General features: G+C 59.7%; 14 protein-coding genes and 1 pseudogene. 8 read left to right on the forward strand and 7 right to left on the reverse strand.

Annotated features, from left to right (window positions below):
• Positions 1-66: 66 nt before the first annotated feature.
• Positions 67-681: pseudogene (locus tag SIC14_RS12445) on the forward strand (TIGR04283 family arsenosugar biosynthesis glycosyltransferase); the annotation flags it as partial.
• On the opposite strand, the gene SIC14_RS12450 reads toward SIC14_RS12445, so the two are convergent.
• Both SIC14_RS12450 and SIC14_RS12455 read right to left on the reverse strand, forming a co-directional pair.
• Positions 617-2,536, reverse strand: a complete 1,920-nt coding sequence (locus SIC14_RS12450) for an ABC transporter ATP-binding protein (RefSeq protein ID WP_412562244.1) — start codon at positions 2,534-2,536, stop codon at positions 617-619. The pseudogene SIC14_RS12445 and the gene SIC14_RS12450 sit on opposite strands and share 65 nt — an antisense overlap.
• Positions 2,533-3,219 carry a fused DSP-PTPase phosphatase/NAD kinase-like protein gene (locus SIC14_RS12455; protein WP_412562245.1) on the reverse strand — a complete coding sequence of 229 codons (687 nt, stop codon included), beginning with the start codon at positions 3,217-3,219 and terminating at the stop codon, positions 2,533-2,535. The genes SIC14_RS12450 and SIC14_RS12455 overlap by 4 nt, the downstream gene beginning before the upstream one ends.
• 202 nt (positions 3,220-3,421) lie before the next feature.
• On the opposite strand from SIC14_RS12455, the gene SIC14_RS12460 reads away from it, so the two are divergent.
• The gene (locus SIC14_RS12460) at positions 3,422-4,618 is read left to right on the forward strand and encodes a pyridoxal-phosphate-dependent aminotransferase family protein (protein WP_412562246.1); all 1,197 of its coding nucleotides are present in this window, start codon (positions 3,422-3,424) and stop codon (positions 4,616-4,618) included.
• Positions 4,619-4,704: 86 nt separating this feature from the next.
• Here SIC14_RS12460 and SIC14_RS12465 read toward each other — a convergent pair whose 3' ends face one another.
• The gene (locus tag SIC14_RS12465; protein WP_412562247.1) at positions 4,705-5,811 is read right to left on the reverse strand and encodes a pyridoxal phosphate-dependent aminotransferase; all 1,107 of its coding nucleotides are present in this window, start codon (positions 5,809-5,811) and stop codon (positions 4,705-4,707) included.
• Positions 5,812-5,926: 115 nt separating this feature from the next.
• Here SIC14_RS12465 and SIC14_RS12470 point away from each other — a divergent pair, with 115 nt between their 5' ends.
• Positions 5,927-6,715, forward strand: coding sequence for a crotonase/enoyl-CoA hydratase family protein (locus tag SIC14_RS12470; protein WP_412562248.1), 789 nt, complete (start codon positions 5,927-5,929; stop codon positions 6,713-6,715).
• A gap of 21 nt (positions 6,716-6,736) precedes the next feature.
• On the opposite strand, the gene SIC14_RS12475 is transcribed toward SIC14_RS12470, so the two are convergent.
• On the reverse strand, positions 6,737-7,066 hold the full coding sequence (locus SIC14_RS12475; protein ID WP_412562249.1) for a DnaJ family domain-containing protein: 330 nt from the start codon (positions 7,064-7,066) through the stop codon (positions 6,737-6,739).
• Between the two features lie 141 nt (positions 7,067-7,207).
• Here SIC14_RS12475 and SIC14_RS12480 point away from each other — a divergent pair, with 141 nt between their 5' ends.
• Positions 7,208-10,270: a valine--tRNA ligase gene (locus SIC14_RS12480; RefSeq protein WP_412562250.1), complete on the forward strand. Its 3,063-nt coding sequence runs from the start codon at positions 7,208-7,210 to the stop codon at positions 10,268-10,270.
• 157 nt (positions 10,271-10,427) lie between these two features.
• On the opposite strand, the gene SIC14_RS12485 is transcribed toward SIC14_RS12480, so the two are convergent.
• Positions 10,428-10,862, reverse strand: coding sequence for an Lrp/AsnC family transcriptional regulator (locus SIC14_RS12485; RefSeq protein WP_412562251.1), 435 nt, complete (start codon positions 10,860-10,862; stop codon positions 10,428-10,430).
• A 118-nt stretch (positions 10,863-10,980) separates the two neighbouring features.
• On the opposite strand from SIC14_RS12485, the gene SIC14_RS12490 reads away from it, so the two are divergent.
• From SIC14_RS12490 to SIC14_RS12500, 3 genes are all read left to right on the forward strand, one after another.
• The gene (locus SIC14_RS12490; RefSeq protein WP_412562252.1) at positions 10,981-12,114 is read left to right on the forward strand and encodes a type III PLP-dependent enzyme; all 1,134 of its coding nucleotides are present in this window, start codon (positions 10,981-10,983) and stop codon (positions 12,112-12,114) included.
• A 79-nt stretch (positions 12,115-12,193) separates the two neighbouring features.
• A complete protein-coding gene (locus SIC14_RS12495; protein ID WP_412562253.1) occupies positions 12,194-14,491 on the forward strand; it encodes a xanthine dehydrogenase family protein molybdopterin-binding subunit in 2,298 nt (765 codons plus the stop codon).
• The gene (locus SIC14_RS12500) at positions 14,469-15,548 is read left to right on the forward strand and encodes a DUF2235 domain-containing protein (RefSeq protein WP_412562254.1); all 1,080 of its coding nucleotides are present in this window, start codon (positions 14,469-14,471) and stop codon (positions 15,546-15,548) included. The genes SIC14_RS12495 and SIC14_RS12500 overlap by 23 nt, the downstream gene beginning before the upstream one ends.
• A gap of 6 nt (positions 15,549-15,554) precedes the next feature.
• Here SIC14_RS12500 and SIC14_RS12505 read toward each other — a convergent pair whose 3' ends face one another.
• Together SIC14_RS12505 and metF are read right to left on the reverse strand one after the other, a co-directional pair.
• A complete protein-coding gene (locus tag SIC14_RS12505; RefSeq protein ID WP_412562255.1) occupies positions 15,555-16,052 on the reverse strand; it encodes a PaaI family thioesterase in 498 nt (165 codons plus the stop codon).
• A gap of 96 nt (positions 16,053-16,148) precedes the next feature.
• Complete coding sequence (gene metF, locus SIC14_RS12510) at positions 16,149-17,015, reverse strand: methylenetetrahydrofolate reductase [NAD(P)H] (RefSeq protein WP_412562256.1); 867 nt, start codon at positions 17,013-17,015, stop codon at positions 16,149-16,151.
• A gap of 101 nt (positions 17,016-17,116) precedes the next feature.
• Between metF and SIC14_RS12515 the strand changes: the two genes are divergently transcribed.
• Positions 17,117-18,022 carry a LysR family transcriptional regulator gene (locus SIC14_RS12515; protein WP_412562257.1) on the forward strand — a complete coding sequence of 302 codons (906 nt, stop codon included), beginning with the start codon at positions 17,117-17,119 and terminating at the stop codon, positions 18,020-18,022.
• Positions 18,023-18,208 lie beyond the last annotated feature (186 nt).

An 18,208-nucleotide genomic window follows, 5' to 3' on the forward strand; every position in this document is an offset into this window, starting at 1 on the left:
GACTGCTCCCCTTCGCGTTGCGTCTGTAATATAGGGCTAAGCAGCAGAGACAACAGGGGCAATGCAATGCGGGCAGCGGTTTCAGTGGTGATCCCAACGTGGAATGCGGCCGAGGGGCTGGCGCGCAGCCTGCCGAGCCTGATGGAGGGCCTGCAGGCGGGGGGGATCCGGGAACTGATCGTCTCGGACGCAGGGTCTGAGGACCAAACCCTTCAGATTGCCGAGGAGGTCGGGGCGCGAGTGGTAACGGGCGCCCCCTCCCGCGGTGGGCAACTACGCCGCGGGGCAGATGCGGCGACCGGGGACTGGGTGCTGTTCCTCCACGCCGATACGGAATTGCCCGAGGGCTGGAGTGATGCGGTTGCCGCACATCTTGAGATGCACCCCGCCAGTGCGGCCTATTTCAAACTGAGCTTTTCAGAACGCAGTCTGGGCGCTCGTTGGACCGCAGGCTGGGCCAATCTTCGGTCACGTTTGTTTGGGCTGCCCTATGGCGATCAGGCACTGCTGATTTCGCGCGCGCTTTACGACCAGATTGGCGGCTATCCTGATCAGCCCCTGATGGAGGATGTGGCCATCGCCCGCGCCCTCAACGGGCAGTTGCGGGCGATGCCGCTTAGCGTCCGAACAAGCGGCGCGAAATACGTCCAAACAGGTTGGTTGCGCCGGGGGCGTCGGAACCTGTGGCTGCTGTTGCGCTATCTTTGCGGCGCCGACCCGCACGTTCTAGCGCAAGACTATCAGCGGTCGGGCCGTCGGTCTTGAATTGTAGCTGGTGCAGCTCGGCGTAGATACCGCCACGTGCCAGCAACGCCTCGTGGCTGCCTTCGTCGACCACGCGGCCCTTGTCCATTACCACAATCTTATCGGCGTTCCGCACGGTCGACAGACGGTGGGCAATGACCAATGTGGTGCGGCTTTCGGCCAGTTTGTCCAGCGCTTCCTGCACCACTTTTTCTGACTGGGCATCAAGGGCCGATGTGGCTTCGTCCAGCAACAGGATCGGGCTGTTGCGCAGCAGTGCCCGGGCAATCGCAACCCGTTGCCGTTGACCACCTGACAGCGCAGAGCCGCGCGGGCCAACCGGTGTGTCCAGCCCTAGTGGCAGTTTCGGCAGGAAGTCTGAAACATGTGCCGCATCCAGTGCGGTTTTCAACTCTGCTTCGCTGACGTATTTGCGCCCCAAGAGAATGTTTTCACGCAGCGTCTCATCAAACAGAGCGGCGTCCTGACTGACCACGCTGAAAAGGCCGCGCAGCGCGGGAAGGCTCATTTTATTGGCATCAACACCGCCAACACACACCGTCCCGGACTGCGGATCCACCAGACGGGTCAACAGGTTGAAGATGGTGGATTTTCCAGCCCCGGATGCGCCCACCAAAGCGGTGGTTTTGCCTGCCTCAGCGATCAACGTTGTGCCTTGCAGCACTTCAGTATCGCCATAGGACAGGCGCACATCCCGCAGGTGAACATCAGGCATGCCAGAAGGGGCCTGCACAGGTTTCGCCGGCGACACCAGCTCGGGTTGGGTGTCTAGCAGTTCCTTGATCCGTTCAATCGCGGCGGCGGCGTTTTGCCATGTGCCCGTCACCCCCCCCAGACGGCGCAGCGGTTCAAAAGCAAAGCCAATCGCGGTGAAAAAGGTCATGAACTCGCCAATGGTTTTTTCCCCCGAGATGATCTCGGCACCGCCAAACACCATCACACCAAGGAAACCCACACCGGCCATAATGTCGATCATGCCAGGTATCATGGCCTCGCCCAATTTGGCGCGCACTTCGGCATTGACCAGTTTGCCGGTCAGGTCGCGGTAACGGTCAGACTGATACTGCTCCAACCGGTTGAGTTTGACCGGAACAATGCCGTGGAACACCTCATCCAGTCGGGTGGCCAGTTTGGCAGCAGTGTCCCGCGCCTGCCGCGCGCGGCGTCGCACAAAATTTTGCACCAGCTGGCTGGGCAGGATCAAAATAGGCGTGCCAATGCAGGCCACAAGCGTCCATTGCCAATCTGTGACCAAGGCTACCGTCATCAGGATCACCAGAGCGATGATATCCCGGCCGGCACCCGTAATCACCGCATTCCAGACCTGATTGACCGCTTCAACGTCGCCTTGAACCCTTTGGATAAGAAAACCCGGAGGATGGGTCTGATGGAACTTGCCATCCTGTTTCATCAGGTGATCCAGCAGCCCCGTCCGCATATCCGCAGCCGAGCGCTGCGAAATCAGAGCCAGCAGCGCTTTTTGTGCGATCGATGCAAGCGCTCGCAACAGGAAGATGCCCATGAAGACGGCACCAACCCACCAAATTGCGCTATGCTGCCCGGCCACAAAAACCTGATCGAACATGGGCTGCATCATCCAACTCAATGCCCCAAGCATAGAGCCTTCAACTGCCATGAAGCCAATTGCTGCGACCAGCAAGCCGAGGTGTTTGTGCAGGTACCCACGCCAGAGCCAGCCCAGCAGCACACGGCTTTTGGCACCTTCTTCTAGTTGACTTCCGGGCATTGTGGCTGAGGCGGTTTGATTCATTGAGGGATCTTTCTACCGTCTTTGAAACCAGCGTTTAGGGCAGCTTCATCGTATTCCAGCCGGAGCCAATCCTCAAAAGCGATCGGAGATTTGGCATTGCGCGCTTCATAGACATCTAGAAAATAGTCCAGAACCCCGGTGGTGTGCCATTTTACGTGCAAGAACCGCAGCGACAGCATTTTGCGCGCTTCAGCCAAAGGCGCTTTCTCGACCAGAAGCTTATAGAGCACCGAGGCCAAACCCGCACGGTCAGCACCCGATTTACAATGCATCAAAAATGGACGATCGATTGTGCGAAAGGCCTCGAGAAGCGCCTGGATACTTTGCATTGGGGGCGCCGAGCGGGCATGTAGCGGGATGTCCAGCCTATGGATGCCCAGCTTTTCTAGGCTTTCCACCTCAAACAAGAAATGAGGTCTTTTCGGTGAAGCGCCCCGTAAATTAATCACCGTCTTGATCCCAAGCTTGGCATATTCTTCCCAACGTTCATGGGTGGGCTGGTTGGATCGGTAGACGCCCGGTGCGATTTCGCAGAAGTTGGTCCAACGTCGCCGCAGAACCTGATGGTCGGCCCAGTCGAAGTGGAACATGGCAATTTTACGGTGGTCGGGATTGGTCAGATCCAGTGGGTCCGGCAGGGTCTTGCCATGCTCGAAGTTCTTGTATCTCTGGATAATGCCCATTGTGCTCTACTTCTACACTCTTGTTCTCGTCGCGGGACTTTTAGTGGGCCACCCACCGCGAGGCAAGCGTGCCCTGTTTTCGCAGCCCAATTCCGCCTTATCTCATCCTGTTGCCTCCGGCATCAAGACATTTGATGTTAGCGCAATTGACGCGGCGCGTGGCGTGCTTAGGGTCTGCGGGTAAGATTAAGGAGACCCCATCATGAGCCTCAGCAACGGTCGCAGCTACCTCGCCATTCCCGGACCTTCCGTCATGCCGGAGGCCGTGTTGCGCGCGATGCACCGCTCTGCGCCCAATATCTACGAAGGAGAGCTGGTCGATCTGACCGCCAGCCTGATCCCCGATCTGTGCCATGTGGCGGGCACTGCACACCATGTGGCTATCTATATCGCCAACGGGCATGGCGCCTGGGAGGCTTCGCTGGCGAATGTCCTGCGCGAAGGCGACAAGGTGCTGGTGCCCGCAACCGGACGCTTTGGACATGGTTGGGCCGAGATGGCGCGCGATCTGGGCATTGAAACCAAGATGGTTGATTTCGGCCGCAAGTCGCCGATGGATATGGCCAAGATCGAAACCCTGCTGCGCGAAGACACAGATCACGAAATCAAAGCTGTCCTGGCCACCCATACCGATACCTCCAGCGGGGTGCTGAACGATATCCCGGCGTTGCGTGCGGCGATGGATGCGGCAGGGCATCCGGCGCTTTTGATGGCGGATTGCATTGCCTCGCTTGGCTGTGATCGGTTCGAAATGGACAACTGGGGTGTCGATATCATGGTGGCCGCCAGCCAGAAGGGGCTGATGACACCGCCGGGACTGGGCTTTGTGTTCTTTAACGACAAGGCAGCTGCGGCCCGTGCCGCCATGCCGCGGGTCAGCCGCTACTGGGACTGGACACCGCGCGCCCAGCCCGATTACCTCTACCAATATTTCGGCGGCACTGCGCCAACCCATCATCTCTATGGTCTGCGGGTGGCGCTGGATATGCTGAAAGAGGAGGGCATGGAAAACGTCTGGCATCGTCATGATGTCCTGGCCCGGGCAATCTGGGCCGCTTGCGAAGCCTGGGGACAGGACGGCCCGTTGACCCTGAACGTCAGCGATCCGGCACATCGGTCCCGCGCGGTGACCTCGCTGCGCATTGGTCTGCCACACGGTCCCAAGCTGCGCAAATGGGTGGAGGATCAGGCCGGCGTTACTTTGGGCATTGGCCTTGGCATGTTTGAGAAAGACGATCCCAAAGGCCTTGGCTTCTTCCGAATTGGCCACATGGGGCATTTGAACCCTGGCATGGTTCTAGGGGCGCTGGGGGCAATTGATGCGGCCTTCAAGGCTGAAGGCATTCCCCATGGGCAAGGCGCCCTGGAAGCGGCCACCGCTGTGATCGCCGCAGGTTAAGCGCTTTCTTCTTGGGGCAAATATCCCGGGGGGATTGGCCAAAGGCCAAGGGGGGCAGCGCCCCCCCAAAAAAAATGACGCTGCTGTTATCCCCGCGCTTCAGACAAGGCTTCAGGCAGGGCGGCTGCAAAGGCTGCCAGATCCTCGGCCCGACCAGCGCTGACGCGGATGCAACGATTTTGCGGCGCAACAAAAGGCATCCGCACAAAGACCCCACGGTTCACCAATCCATCCAGGACAGCCTTGGCAAAATCCCCGCCCTGTCCACAATCGATTGCCACAAAATTGGTCGCCGAGGGCAGGGCGCTCAGCCCGTTGTCTGCGGCGATCCGCATGATCTCTTCGCGTGCGGTGGCAACCTTGGCGCAGGTCTCTGCCAGATAGGGCTGATCTGCCAGCGCGGCCAGGGCGCCAATCTGGGCACTGCGGTTCATACCGAAGTGGTTGCGGATCTTATTGAAGGCCGTGATCAGCGGCGCCGCCCCCAGCGCGTAGCCCACACGGGCGCCAGCCATGCCATAGGCCTTGGAAAACGTCCGCATGCGGATCACGCGTGGGTCATTGATGTCAATCTCGGCGGCGGTGCCTGCGGGGGCAAACTCCACATAGGCCTCATCCAGCACCAGCAGCGCACCTTCCGGCAGATTGTCCAAGGCAGCAATAATATCCGCCCCTGCGTGCCAGGTGCCCATCGGGTTGTCGGGGTTGGCCAGATAGACCAGTTTGGCATCCACCTCGGCAGCTTTGGCCATCAGTGCTGCCGGATCTTCGTGATCGTCCTTGTAAGGCACCTTGTGCAGCACGCCACCAAATCCCGCCACATGATAGTTGAAAGTGGGATAGGCCCCGTCCGAGGTCACCACAGCGTCGCCTGCGCCCACCAGAAGCCGGACCAGATAGCCCAGCAAACCATCGATGCCTTCGCCCACAACGATGTTGCTCGGCGTGATGCCCAGATCCGTCGCCAAGGCCGCGCGCAGATCGTGGTTTTCGGAATCACCGTATTTCCAGATCTCCCCAACCGAGGCCTGTATCGCCGCAATCGCCTTGGGCGAGGGGCCAAAAATGTTTTCATTGGCACCCAGCCGGGCGTCAAAGGGGCGGCCGATGGCACGTTCATGTGCTTCGGGGCCGACAAAAGGCACGGTTGAGGGCAGCTGATCGGTGAGCGGGGTGTAGCGAGGTCCAGTCATACTGCCTTCGATAGCGGGGCCGGAACCTCGGGGCAAGAGAGCGCTGCCGTGACGTTCCGCTGGATTTTGCATCCCCCGCGCCGCAGGATCGCCACAAGCATCAGGAGGAACGCCCATGTCCCGCGTCAGCACAGTTATTGAAAACCACGTCGCCCATGTCATCCTGACCCGTGGCGACAAGATGAACGCGCTGGACACCGAAATGGTTGAGGCAATCATCGAAGCTGGCCAGTCTTTGATGGATAACCCAGAGGTACGGGCCGTGGTGCTATCGGGCGAGGGCGGGGCTTTCTGTGCCGGTCTGGACCTGATGAACTTTGCCAAATTCGCCAGCCAGGACCCCGAAGACTTTGTGATGAAGCGCACCCATGGCAATGCCAACGCCTTCCAAGAGGTCTCGCTGATCTGGCGCAGGTTGCCGGTGCCGGTGATCGCCTCCCTGCATGGCGTGTGTTTTGGCGGCGGAATGCAAATTGCGGCGGGGGCCGATATCCGCATCGCCCATCCCGAAACCAAACTGGCCATCATGGAGATGAAATGGGGCCTGATACCGGACATGGGCGGCATGGTCACCCTGCCGCATCTGATGCGTGCCGACCAACTGCGTCGCCTGACCTACACCGCCGATCCGGTGCTGGCGCCGCAGGCGATGGACATGGGGCTGGTCACTGAACTGTCCGATGATCCGCTCAAAGCCGCGCAGGATCTGGCGGCAAAGATCGCGTTGAAAAGCCCCAGCGCCACCCGCGCCGCCAAACGCCTCTTGGAATTCGCTGAAACCTCGGATGATGAAGACGCCATCTTGATGCGCGAAAGCCGCGAACAGGCGGATCTGATCGGCAAACCGCATCAGATGGAGGTTATCAACGCCAACATGCAAAAGCGCGATCCGGTGTTTAAATAACGCCGCAGCGCCGGTGCAGGATCATGACATGAACTTGCGCCGCGCATCCCGCGCGATGTTGTAGCGCATTTCCAGATCCGCGATCTTGCCCATCAACGCCTTCTTTTCGGCTTCGCCGGTCGCCGCCTGCCATTCTTTGCGCGCTGCGGCCAATTGCTCTTTCAAACCAAACTCTTCCGGCACCGCGCCCGCTTCGGCCATGATACGCACACCAGCCGCCACGGCCGGATCCACAACCGATGCCTCGGGATGTTCTGGCAAGGGTTCACGTTCGCCCGCTAGCCCGTCCAGCTTGCCCTCGGCCTTGGCCTTCAGGATCTGCCGCTCAATCAACTCACGAAACGCCCGCATGCGCCCTCACTTTCAATGATCATGCAAATACTCTCGCCGAAGGCATATTGCCTTCTCAGCCAAGGCGTACAGTAACGTCTTTCCCTTCTCGGTCCAATTCGATAGACGGTTTTGAAACGGATTTGACACGAGATCACGATCATGGCGATGGAAAAAACCTTCAACGCAGCCGAGGCAGAAGCCCGGTTGCTGACTGCCTGGGAACAGGCTGGCTGCTTCAAGGCGGGCGCAAACGCCAAGCCTGAGGCCTCGACCTACAGCATCATGATCCCGCCCCCGAACGTCACCGGCGTTCTGCACATGGGCCATGCCTTCAACAACACGCTGCAGGACATCCTGATCCGCTGGAAGCGGATGCAGGGCTATGACACGCTCTGGCAGCCGGGCACCGACCACGCGGGCATCGCCACCCAGATGGTTGTGGAGCGCACCCTTGCAGAAACCCAGCAGCCTTCGCGCCGCGAATTGGGCCGTGACGCCTTTCTGGAAAAGGTCTGGGAGTGGAAAGAACACTCCGGCGGCACCATCATCAACCAGCTGAAGCGTCTGGGCGCCTCCTGTGATTATGACCGCACCGCCTTCACCATGTCCGGCGCCCCCGGCGCACCTGCGGCGGAGGCCGATGGCAACTTCCACGATGCCGTGATCAAAGTCTTTGTGGAAATGTACAACAAGGGCCTGATCTACCGCGGCAAACGTCTGGTGAACTGGGACCCGCATTTTGAGACCGCAATTTCCGACCTTGAGGTGGAAAACATCGAGGTGGCGGGCCACATGTGGCACTTCAAATACCCGCTCGCCAGCGGCGCCACCTACACCTATGTGGAAAAGGACGAAGACGGCAACGTCACCCTTGAGGAAGAACGCGATTACATCTCCATCGCCACCACCCGTCCGGAAACCATGCTGGGTGACGGCGCTGTGGCCGTGCACCCCTCGGACGAACGCTATGCGCCTATCGTTGGCAAACTCTGTGAAATCCCGGTTGGCCCGAAAGAGCACCGTCGCCTGATCCCGATCATCACAGATGAATATCCTGACAAGGACTTCGGCTCCGGTGCGGTGAAAATCACCGGTGCGCATGACTTCAACGATTATCAGGTCGCCAAACGCGGTGGCATCCCGATGTACCGCCTGATGGACATGCGTGGCGGCATGCGTGCCGATGGTGCACCTTATGCCGAAGAGGCCGGCAAAGCACAGGCCCACGCCAAAGGCGCGGCGTTCACCGAAAACGAGGTGGACGCTATCAACCTGGTCCCCGATCACCTGCGCGGTCTGGACCGGTTTGAAGCACGAAAGGCCGTGGTGAAAGAGATCACCGACGAAGGCCTTGCCGTCATGCAGACCCTGATCAAAACGGTGAAGGACGAAGACGGCAATGAGACCGAGGTCACCGAAGTGGTGCCTTACGTTGAGAACAAGCCGATCATGCAGCCCTTCGGCGACCGCTCTAAGGTGGTTATTGAGCCGATGCTGACCGATCAGTGGTTCGTCGATACCGCCAAGATCGTTGGCCCGGCGCTGGACGCGGTGAAAAACGGCGACGTGAAGATCATCCCCGAAAGCGGTGAGAAGGTCTATTACCACTGGCTGGAGAACATCGAACCCTGGTGCATCTCGCGCCAACTCTGGTGGGGGCACCAGATCCCGGTTTGGTATGGTCCGAGCGTTAAGGTGTATGAAGACATGCATCGCATGCCTTCAGAGGCCAAGCGAGAAGGCTACGATTATGATAACCTTCAAGCGTTCAGCGGAAGTTCGTTTGACGAAGTTAAGAGACAGGCGAAAGCATATTATATTAACGCCTTTGGAATGTACACTCAGGCGGCGCCGGAAACCTTTGAAGAGGTATCAGATGCGGCCGCTTCTGAGGCAGTAACCAAGACAGATCTTGGACTGTGGCGCGACCCCGACGTTCTCGACACCTGGTTCTCCTCTGGCCTCTGGCCCATCGGCACCTTGGGCTGGCCCGAAGATACCGAGGAGCTGGCGAAATACTTCCCCACCTCAACCCTGATCACCGGTCAGGACATTCTGTTCTTCTGGGTTGCCCGCATGATGATGATGCAGCTGGCTGTGGTCGACGATATCCCGTTTGACACCGTCTACCTGCACGGTCTGGTGCGCGACGCCAAAGGCAAGAAGATGTCGAAATCCACCGGCAACGTGGTGGACCCGCTCGACATCATCGACGAATACGGCGCCGACGCGCTGCGCTTCACCAATGCGGCCATGGCCTCCATCGGTGGTGTGCTGAAGCTCGACATGAAACGGATCGAAGGCTACCGCAACTTTGGCAACAAACTGTGGCAGTCGCATATCCTGGCCGAAATGAACGGCGTCTTTGAGGTAGACTGCTCCACCCGTCCCACACCGACCCATGCGGTGAACAAATGGATCATCGGTGAGGTCGGCCGTGTCCGCGAAACCGTGGACCGGGCGCTGACCGATTTCCGCTTCAACGACGCAGCGCAGGCGCTTTATGCCTTCTTCTGGGGCAAGGTCTGCAACTGGTACAATGAATTCACCAAGCCGCTGTTCCAGAACGAGGACCTGCGTCTGGAAACCCAGCAGACCATGGGCTGGGTGCTGGATCAGTCGCTGATGCTGCTGCATCCGATCATGCCCTTCATGACCGAAGAACTGTGGTCCAACCGCGCCCGCGCCAAGATGCTGGTCCATGCGGACTGGCCGACCTATGGCGGCGAACTGGTGGATGAGGCGGCGGATGCGGAAATCACCTGGGTGATCGCGGTGATCGAAAACATCCGCTCGGCGCGCGCGCAGATGAATGTGCCCGCAGGTGCCTTTGTGCCACTGGTGCAGACCGAAGCAGACGCCGCAGCGCGTGCTGCCTGGGCCAACAACGAGGCGCTGATCAAAAAGATGGCACGGGTTGAGGCCCTGGCCGAGGCCGAGGCCACCCCGAAAGGCTCCGTCGCGATCGCCGCCAAAGGTGCCACCATCGGGATGCCGCTGGCAGATTTGATCGATGTCGCCGCTGAAAAGGCGCGGTTGTCGAAGAAGCTGGGCAAGATCCAGAAAGAACTCGGCGGTCTCAAAGGCCGTCTCAACAACCCCAAATTCGTTGCCTCTGCTCCGGAAGAGGTGATTGCGGAAGCCAAGGAAAACATGGCCCTGCGGGAAGAGGAAGAGGCCCAGCTCAACGCCGCGCTGTCGCGTCTGGCGGAACTGGACTAAGGCTCAACGACTTTGAGCTGGTTAGGGCTGCCCTCGGGCGGCCCTTTTCGTCTCTTGGGTGTGGAGTGAGTATTTTGGGCAAGATGAAAGCGGCCTTCATCTTGCCACAACTACTCTGGGGGAATTGGCCGTCAGGCCAAGGGGGCAACGCCCCAATTCAAACGCTGCGGTCGATTTTGGTGCTGAGGTGGATCAGGCTCTCGGAACTGCGCACCCCTTTGGCTTCGCCGATCCAATCGAGGGTTTCGTCCAGCTCTTCGGTGGTCTCGGCGCTGATCTCTGCAATCATGTCAAATCGGCCTGAGGTGGTATGCACCCGCACCACATTGCCAAGCGCCTTTAGCCGGGACAACACCGCCGGCCCGGACCTTGGCTCCACGGACAAAAGCGCCGTCGCCCGCAACCGCTGTTGCGCCGGTTGGCCCAGCCGCAGGGTGTAACCAGCGATGGTGCCATTGGTTTCCAGCCGCTCCAGCCGCGCCTGCACCGTAGTGCGGGCGAGATCAAGTTTGCGGGCCAGTTGCGCCACCGGCATACGGGCATTTTCCGCAAGCAGGGCTAGGAGTTTGCTGTCGATATCGTCGTTTTGCATGGATGTTTCGTAAATTAGACGGTAATTGCTGTCAATTCGTTCAGGCTGCCCGCACAATCTGACAAAGGTATCTGTCAAACTCTTGAAAAGACCAGAAAAGACCAAGACGAGGTATCTCATGCGGCCCGACCCCCATTGGCTGAGCCCCGATCGCCATCTGAAACGCGAGCAGCCCGACCATCCGGTGATGTACTTTTCACCCGTGGCGCTGCAACAGACGGCGCATAGGTTTATGGAAGGTTTCCCCGGGTCGGTAACCTATGCGGTCAAGGCCAATCCGGCCGAAGCGGTTCTGGTGAACTTGGTGGCGGCGGGCATTACCGCCTTTGACGTTGCCTCCCCTGCGGAGATGGCCGCGGTTCGGGCGGTCTGCCCGGATGCAACTTTGCATTACAACAACCCGGTGCGCTCCCTAGCTGAGGTGGAGGCGGCAGAGCACTATGCCATTGCCTCCGCCTCAGTCGATTGTCTGTCGGAACTGGATAAGCTGGCACCGCTTGGCACCGATCTGGAGGTTACCGTGCGTCTGGCTCTGCCGGTCAAGGGGGCGGCATATGATTTTGGGGCGAAATTTGGTGTGGGGCCGGAAGGTGGCATCGCCTTGCTGAAAGAGGTGGCGCGGCGTGGCTATCGCCCTGCGATCTGTTTCCACCCCGGTACGCAATGTGCGGATCCGGCGGCCTGGGCAGCCTACATTGAAGAGGCGGCGGAGGTGGCCAAAGCCGCCGGTGTGAAGATCGAACGGATGAATGTCGGGGGCGGTTTTGCCTCGCACCGCGCAGGGCCCAGCCCGGATCTGGAACGAATTTTTGAGGGCATTCGCGCTGCCACCGAGGCTGCTTTTGGTACGGATGCGCCGCAGCTGGTCTGTGAACCCGGCCGCGCCATGGTGTCCGAAGCCTTCACCCTGGCCACCCGGGTTAAGGCGATCCGCGAAGAAGGTGCGGTTTTTCTTAACGATGGCCTCTATGGGGCGCTGTTTGAATTCCGCGATATGTGTGCGGTCGAGCGGGTGCGCGCAGTCTCGCCCGAAGGGCAGGGGCGCGTGGGGCCACCGGCTCCGAAGGTGGTTTTTGGTCCGACCTGTGACAGTATCGACCGCCTACCGGAACCCGTGGCTTTGCCGCAGGACCTGCAGGAAGGCGACTATGTGTTGTTTGACGGGATGGGGGCCTATTCCATGTCTCTTGCGACCGATTTCAATGGTTATGGATTGGGCCGTCCAGTCACCGTTGCGTCACTTTCCGGCTAGGTCGTGTGACAGCGCTGGACATGGCCGGGATGCGGGTTAACCTTGGGGTTAACCAACGCATCATACGCAGGGCCATGTCATGGAAAAGTTTGGCAAAAGCCAATCCGTTAAACGTGTCGAAGATGTCCGTTTCCTGAAAGGGGCGGGCGGCTATCTGGAGGACGTCGCACCCGAGGGCGCCTTGCGCGCCGTGGTGCTACGCTCGCCGGTGGCCCATGCCCGTGTGACCGAACTCGACGTGGCCGATGCGCGGGAGGCCGAAGGTGTTCATCTGGTGCTGACCGGTGCGGATCTCATTGCTGCTGGGGTGACCCGTGGCATGGCGGCCAGCACCTTGAAGAACCGTGATGGTTCGAACGCGGCGGACCCTCATCGGCCCGTGCTGGCCGGCGACACCCTGCGATTTGTGGGTGAACCGGTGGCGCTGATCGTGGCCGAAACACTGGATCAGGCGCGCGATGCGGCTGAGATGGTGATGCTGGACTATGAAGACCTCGAAGTGAAGGTGGATCTGGCCGTTGGCGGCGCAACGATCCATGCAGAGGCCCCTGATAACCGCGCTTTCGACTGGGAACTTGGAGATGAGGCGGCAACAGATGCCGCTTTTGCCAAGGCCGCCAAAGTTGTGCGGATGCAGGTGGGTGACAACCGCGTGATCGTGAACTCGATGGAGACGCGCGGCTGTTTTGCTGAGATGGAGGGGGACCGTCTTCATGTCTGTTTCAGCGGGCAGGGCGTTTGGGGACCTCGGGACGAGATCGCTCGAATGCTCGACATGCCGAAGGAAAAAGTCCGGGTGACCATTCCGGATGTGGGCGGCGGCTTTGGCATGAAGGCGATGATGTATCCCGAATATCACGCGGTGGCGCTGGCGGCGCGGCTGTTGAACCGGCCGGTGCTTTGGGCGGCGGATCGCAATGAGGCGATGCTGTCGGATCACCATGCGCGTGACCTGACCTCGGATGCGTCTTTGGCGTTTGATGCCGACAACCGGCTCTTGGGGTATAAGGTGCATACCCTGTGCAATCTGGGCGCCTACAACAGTCAGTTCGGCCAGATGATGCAGACCCAGCTGTTTACCCGTGTTTTGATGGGCACCTACGATGTGCAGGACACCTATATTCGGGTTGAGGGTATTTACACCAACACCACCTATGTCGATGCCTATCGCGGCGCGGGTCGACCCGAGGCGATCTACCTGCTGGAACGCATGATGGACATGGCCGCCCGCGAGCTGGAGGTGGACCCGTGGGAGCTGCGCCGGATCAACTTTATCAAACCCGACCAGTTTCCTTACAAGGCCTCTACCGGCGAAACCTACGATGTAGGGGATTTCCGTCGCGTGCTGGATGCAGCTGCTGAACGCTCTGATCTGGCAGGCTTTGCCGCACGGCGCAGCGCCAGTGAGGCGCAGGGCAAGCTGCGGGGGCTGGGTCTTTGTTACTATATTGAAAGTATTTTGGGCGATCCTTCTGAAGGCGCGAAGGTGGAGTTCAATGAGGATGGCACCGTGACGATCTATGTCGGCACCCAATCAAACGGGCAAGGGCATGAAACGGCCTATGTCAGTTTCCTGTCGGATCAGACCGGGATACCGGCGGATCTGATTGCTGTGGTGCAAGGCGACAGTGACAGGATTGAAACAGGTGGCGGCACCGGTGGGTCCCGGTCCGTCACGGTACAGGCCAATGCGATGCTGGCAACGGTCGATGTGATGGTTGCCGCCTTCTCGCCCTATCTGGCAGAGAAAATGGGTGTGGCAGAGGATGAGGTTCGGTTTGATCATGAAACCTTCCGCGCGCCGGGGTCGAACCTGACGCCGACTTTGGTGGAAGCGGCAGAGATGGCGCGACAGGACGGGCGGGTGGATCTGCTGGTGCATGAGGCCCGTGCCACCTTACCGGCGCGCAGCTTCCCAAATGGAGCGCATGTCGCTGAGGTTGAGGTGGACCCTGACACCGGCGAAACCCGCATGGATCGCTACACAGTGGTGGATGATTTTGGCAACCTTATCAATCCGATGCTGGCGGAGGGACAGGTGCATGGTGGCGTTGCGCAAGGGGTCGGGCAGGCCCTGATGGAGCAGGTGCATCATGACAGTGAGGGTCAGTTGCTGACCGCGAGTTTCATGGATTACGCAATGCCACGCGCCGGCGATCTGCCCATGATCGGTTTCAGCACCGAAGCGGTGCCCAGCACAGCCAACCCGATGGGGATGAAAGGCTGTGGGGAAGCTGGCACGGTTGGTGCAATGGCTAGTAGTACCAATGCGGTTCTCGATGCGCTTTGGTCCCGCGGGGTGCGACAGGTGGATATGCCACTGACTCCGCTAAGAACATGGGAATATTTACAGGATGCAGCTCAACAGTCTCGCTAAACGTTTCATAGAGTGGATCAAACCCGGCCGTTGGTCGGGGCGCTCCCCTGTGGTGGCGTCGCGGGGCAACCTGACACATGTTATCATTCTGGACGGCACCATGTCCTCGCTGGATCCCGGCTGCGAGACAAACGCGGGGCTGACCTACCGGCTGGTTTCGCAAATAGGGGCGCCGGTTTCTGTCTATTATGAAGCAGGTGTGCAGTGGAGCGAGTGGCGCAAAGCCCCCGATGTGTTGATGGGGCGCGGCATCAACCGGCAAATCCGGCGGGCCTATGGCTACCTCTGTTCACGTTATCGGCACGGCGACAAGATTTTCCTGATGGGGTATTCGCGCGGGGCCTATGCGGTGCGCTCGCTTGGTGGCGTGATCGATCAGGTGGGGCTGTTGCAGCCCGAACATGCCACCGAACGCAATATTCAGCTGGCCTACCGTCACTATCAATGTACCCCCGGCAGTGAAGCCTCAGAAGCTTTCACCCGCGCCTATTGTCATGAGGCAGTGGAGATCGAGATGATCGGGGTCTGGGATACGGTCAAAGCGCTGGGCCTGCGGTTGCCCTTCCTGTGGAAATGGGCCGAAGTCAAACACGGGTTCCACTCGCACCATCTGGGCGACACCGTAAAACATGGATTTCACGCCCTGGCCCTCGATGAAACCCGAGAGGTGTTTGAGCCGGTGATGTGGGAATGTGAGGTGCCCGCCACCTGCCGCGTTGAGCAGATGTGGTTCAAAGGCTCGCACGGTGACATCGGCGGGCAGCTTTCGGGACGCGAAGACAGTCGCCCCCTGTCCAATATTCCGCTGGTCTGGATGCTGGAAAACGCCGAAGGCTGCGGTTTGCCGTTGCCCGAGGATTGGCGCAAACAGTTTCCACTGGATGTTGCGGCCCCCTCCATCGGCACATGGCGCGGCTGGGGCAAGATGTTCCTGCTGCGCAAGAAACGCCATGTCGGGCTGGACAGTTCTGAGCAGCTGCACGGCAGCGTGGACCCGGATCACACCACGTTAGACGCGCCCGAACAGGCGCGTCAGGTCGCGGGCGGCAGTATCTGAGAGCCGCTATTTCAGTTTCATGATGATACAGGTGGTCGATCCGGTGGCGTAAAGCCGCCCGTCGGCCACGCCGCGAATTTCCCCGTTGGAGATACCGCTCGAACGGCCCGCATGTTGCACCCGTCCAGTGGCGCGCACCTCTGTACCCAGCGGAATGGGGCGAATGATATTCACCTTGAATTCCATCGTTGTGTAAACCGATCCCTGAGGCACTTTGGTCATCACCGCGCAGGCCATGCAGCTGTCCAGCACCGTGCCATACCAGCCGCCATGCACCGTACCCATCGGGTTGGTCGCCCGAAACTCCGGCTGCCCAATAAAACTAACCTCGCCATCCGCAACCGCTGCCAGATGAAACCCCATCAACCTGCCAATTGGGGGGCCTGCGCTGTCGCCGTCCAGAATGCTCTGCATCGCCTCCAGCCCCGACATCGACAACAGTTGGTCGGTGCTCCACAGTTCTTCAGGTGTCTCGGCGTAGCGGCGGTGTTTTGTTTCGGACATGAAAAGCCTCCCTGCATGTGCAGAGAGGCTGAACCGGTTGCGGCAACCGGTAAAGAGGGCAGGGCAGCGCGTTACGCAGCGTTCCCGGTCGCGACGTTACGCTACATTTTCCAGGCTGGCTTTGGGTGTCACGCCGAGAGCGTGGCAGACATCGCGGGTCAACTCGGGGCGGTTCAACGTGTAGAAATGCAGGCTGTCCACGCCGCCTTCGATCAGATCGGTGCAGAGTTCGGTGCAAAGTGCAGTGGCCAGCAGGTCATGACGCCCGTCACGTTCAGCCTTTTCAAATGCGTCAGCCACCCAATCCGGCACCGAGGTGCCGCAGCGCTTGGCAAAATTACGCGCGCCTTTGAAGTTCTCGATCGGCAGGATGCCTGGGATAATCTTATCCTCAATCCCAGCCTTGGCGCAGGCATCGCGGAACCGGAAGAAGGTCTCGGCCTCAAAGAAGAACTGTGTCAGCGCCTCATCAGCACCGGCATCAAACTTGCGTTTCAGCCACTCGACATCTGCTTGGTGATCAGGGCTTTCGGGGTGTTTTTCGGGGTAGGCGCCGACTCGGATATTGAATTTGCCGTTTTTGGCCAGTGCCTCAATCAGCTCCACCGAGCTGGCAAAGCCGTCGTTATGGGCCTTGAAACCGGCCGAGCCTTTCGGCGGGTCGCCGCGCAGGGCAACAATGTCGCTGACCCCTGCTGTTGCAAAATCATCGGCAATGGCCAGGGTTTCCTCACGGGTGGCCTCCACACAGGTCAGATGGGCCGCGACCTTCAGGCCTGAATGTTTGTGAATGGTCGCCACCGCATCGCGGGTCAGATCGCGGGTGGTGCCACCGGCGCCGTAGGTGACCGAAACAAAACGGGGCGCCAGCGGGGCCAGCACCTGAACGGTGTCCCACAGACGGAACGACGCCTCCAGATTTTGCGGCGGGAAGAACTCAAACGAAACAGAGGGGACGGTCATCAGGGACTCCAGGGGGATTATCGGCGGTTGCCCTCTTGTCGCCAAAAACGGATTGTGAGACAACTTCATAATTCTCAAGGTGAAGATGAGGATCGTTCATAATGCACATTGAGCTGCGCCACCTGCGCACCATCAAGGCCATCCACGAAGCCGGTGGCCTGGCCCGCGCAGCCGATCAGCTGCATATCACCCAGTCAGCTTTGTCCCACCAAATCAAACATTTGGAAGAGCAGACCGGTGTCGAGCTGTTTGTGCGCCGCTCAAAACCTATGAAGCTGACAGCGGCGGGGCTGCGCCTGCTGAAGGCGGCCGAAAAGATCCTGCCGGAAATGGCCGCGCTGGAAGAACAGTTCAAAGGCATCCTCTCTGGCAAGACTGGCCGCCTGCACATCGCCATCGAATGCCACGCCTGTTTCGAATGGCTGTTCCCTGTGTTGGAGCAGTTTCGCAAAGCCTGGGGTGAGGTTGATGTGGACATCCGCCCCGGCCTGGCCTTTGACGCGCTGCCCGCCTTGCAGAAAGAAGAGGTGGATCTGGTGGTCTCTTCCGACCCCGAAGATCTGCCCGGGGTTGAGTTCATTCCGCTGTTTGACTACTCGCCCGTCTTTGTCGCCTCTGCCGCCCATCCTTTGGCGCAGAAAGATTATGTCGAGGCCAAAGATTTTGCAGGCGAAACTCTGATCACCTATCCGGTTGATCGGTCCCGCCTTGATATCTTTACCGAACTGCTCACCCCCGCCGGCATTGACCCCGCAGCGCAGCGCCCGGTGGAACTCACTGCGGTGATCTTGTTGCTGGTTGCCTCCAATCGCGGCGTCTCGGTTCTGCCCGATTGGGTGGTGCGCGAGGTGAAATATTCCTCGGATTATGTGACCCGCCCCATTACCGCCAATGGTCTGACAAAACGGCTCTACGCCGCCGTCCGCACCGAGGATGCCACCAAGCCTTTTGTCTCGCATTTCATCCGTCTGGCGCGTACCGAACCGGTGAAGCTGCAGCGCCAGTAGGGCGCATTCATCTTGCCAAAACTACTCTGGGGGAATTGGCCGTCAGGCCAAGGGGGCAAGGCCCCCAATCGCGATCCAATCAGCCGCTCCTAAAAGCCATATCGTCGGCCAAAACGCTGCAACGCAGCTATGCAACGGTTGCAACGCGAATCCCCCTTGGCAAAAAGGCATTCGCCGCGTATACGC

The organism is Thalassobius sp. MITS945101 (assembly GCF_047123305.1).
Lineage (GTDB): Bacteria > Pseudomonadota > Alphaproteobacteria > Rhodobacterales > Rhodobacteraceae > Thalassobius.

Excerpts from the sequence above, each read along its gene's own strand:
- SIC14_RS12450 (WP_412562244.1), bottom strand. The coding sequence starts at position 2,536 with ATGAATCAAACCGCCTCAGCCACAATGCCCGGAAGTCAACTAGAAGAA.
- SIC14_RS12455 (WP_412562245.1), bottom strand. The coding sequence starts at position 3,219 with ATGGGCATTATCCAGAGATACAAGAACTTCGAGCATGGCAAGACCCTG.
- SIC14_RS12460 (WP_412562246.1), top strand. The coding sequence starts at position 3,422 with ATGAGCCTCAGCAACGGTCGCAGCTACCTCGCCATTCCCGGACCTTCC.
- SIC14_RS12465 (WP_412562247.1), bottom strand. The coding sequence starts at position 5,811 with ATGACTGGACCTCGCTACACCCCGCTCACCGATCAGCTGCCCTCAACC.
- SIC14_RS12470 (WP_412562248.1), top strand. The coding sequence starts at position 5,927 with ATGTCCCGCGTCAGCACAGTTATTGAAAACCACGTCGCCCATGTCATC.
- SIC14_RS12475 (WP_412562249.1), bottom strand. The coding sequence starts at position 7,066 with ATGCGGGCGTTTCGTGAGTTGATTGAGCGGCAGATCCTGAAGGCCAAG.
- SIC14_RS12480 (WP_412562250.1), top strand. The coding sequence starts at position 7,208 with ATGGCGATGGAAAAAACCTTCAACGCAGCCGAGGCAGAAGCCCGGTTG.
- SIC14_RS12485 (WP_412562251.1), bottom strand. The coding sequence starts at position 10,862 with ATGCAAAACGACGATATCGACAGCAAACTCCTAGCCCTGCTTGCGGAA.
- SIC14_RS12490 (WP_412562252.1), top strand. The coding sequence starts at position 10,981 with ATGCGGCCCGACCCCCATTGGCTGAGCCCCGATCGCCATCTGAAACGC.
- SIC14_RS12495 (WP_412562253.1), top strand. The coding sequence starts at position 12,194 with ATGGAAAAGTTTGGCAAAAGCCAATCCGTTAAACGTGTCGAAGATGTC.
- SIC14_RS12500 (WP_412562254.1), top strand. The coding sequence starts at position 14,469 with ATGCAGCTCAACAGTCTCGCTAAACGTTTCATAGAGTGGATCAAACCC.
- SIC14_RS12505 (WP_412562255.1), bottom strand. The coding sequence starts at position 16,052 with ATGTCCGAAACAAAACACCGCCGCTACGCCGAGACACCTGAAGAACTG.
- metF (WP_412562256.1), bottom strand. The coding sequence starts at position 17,015 with ATGACCGTCCCCTCTGTTTCGTTTGAGTTCTTCCCGCCGCAAAATCTG.
- SIC14_RS12515 (WP_412562257.1), top strand. The coding sequence starts at position 17,117 with ATGCACATTGAGCTGCGCCACCTGCGCACCATCAAGGCCATCCACGAA.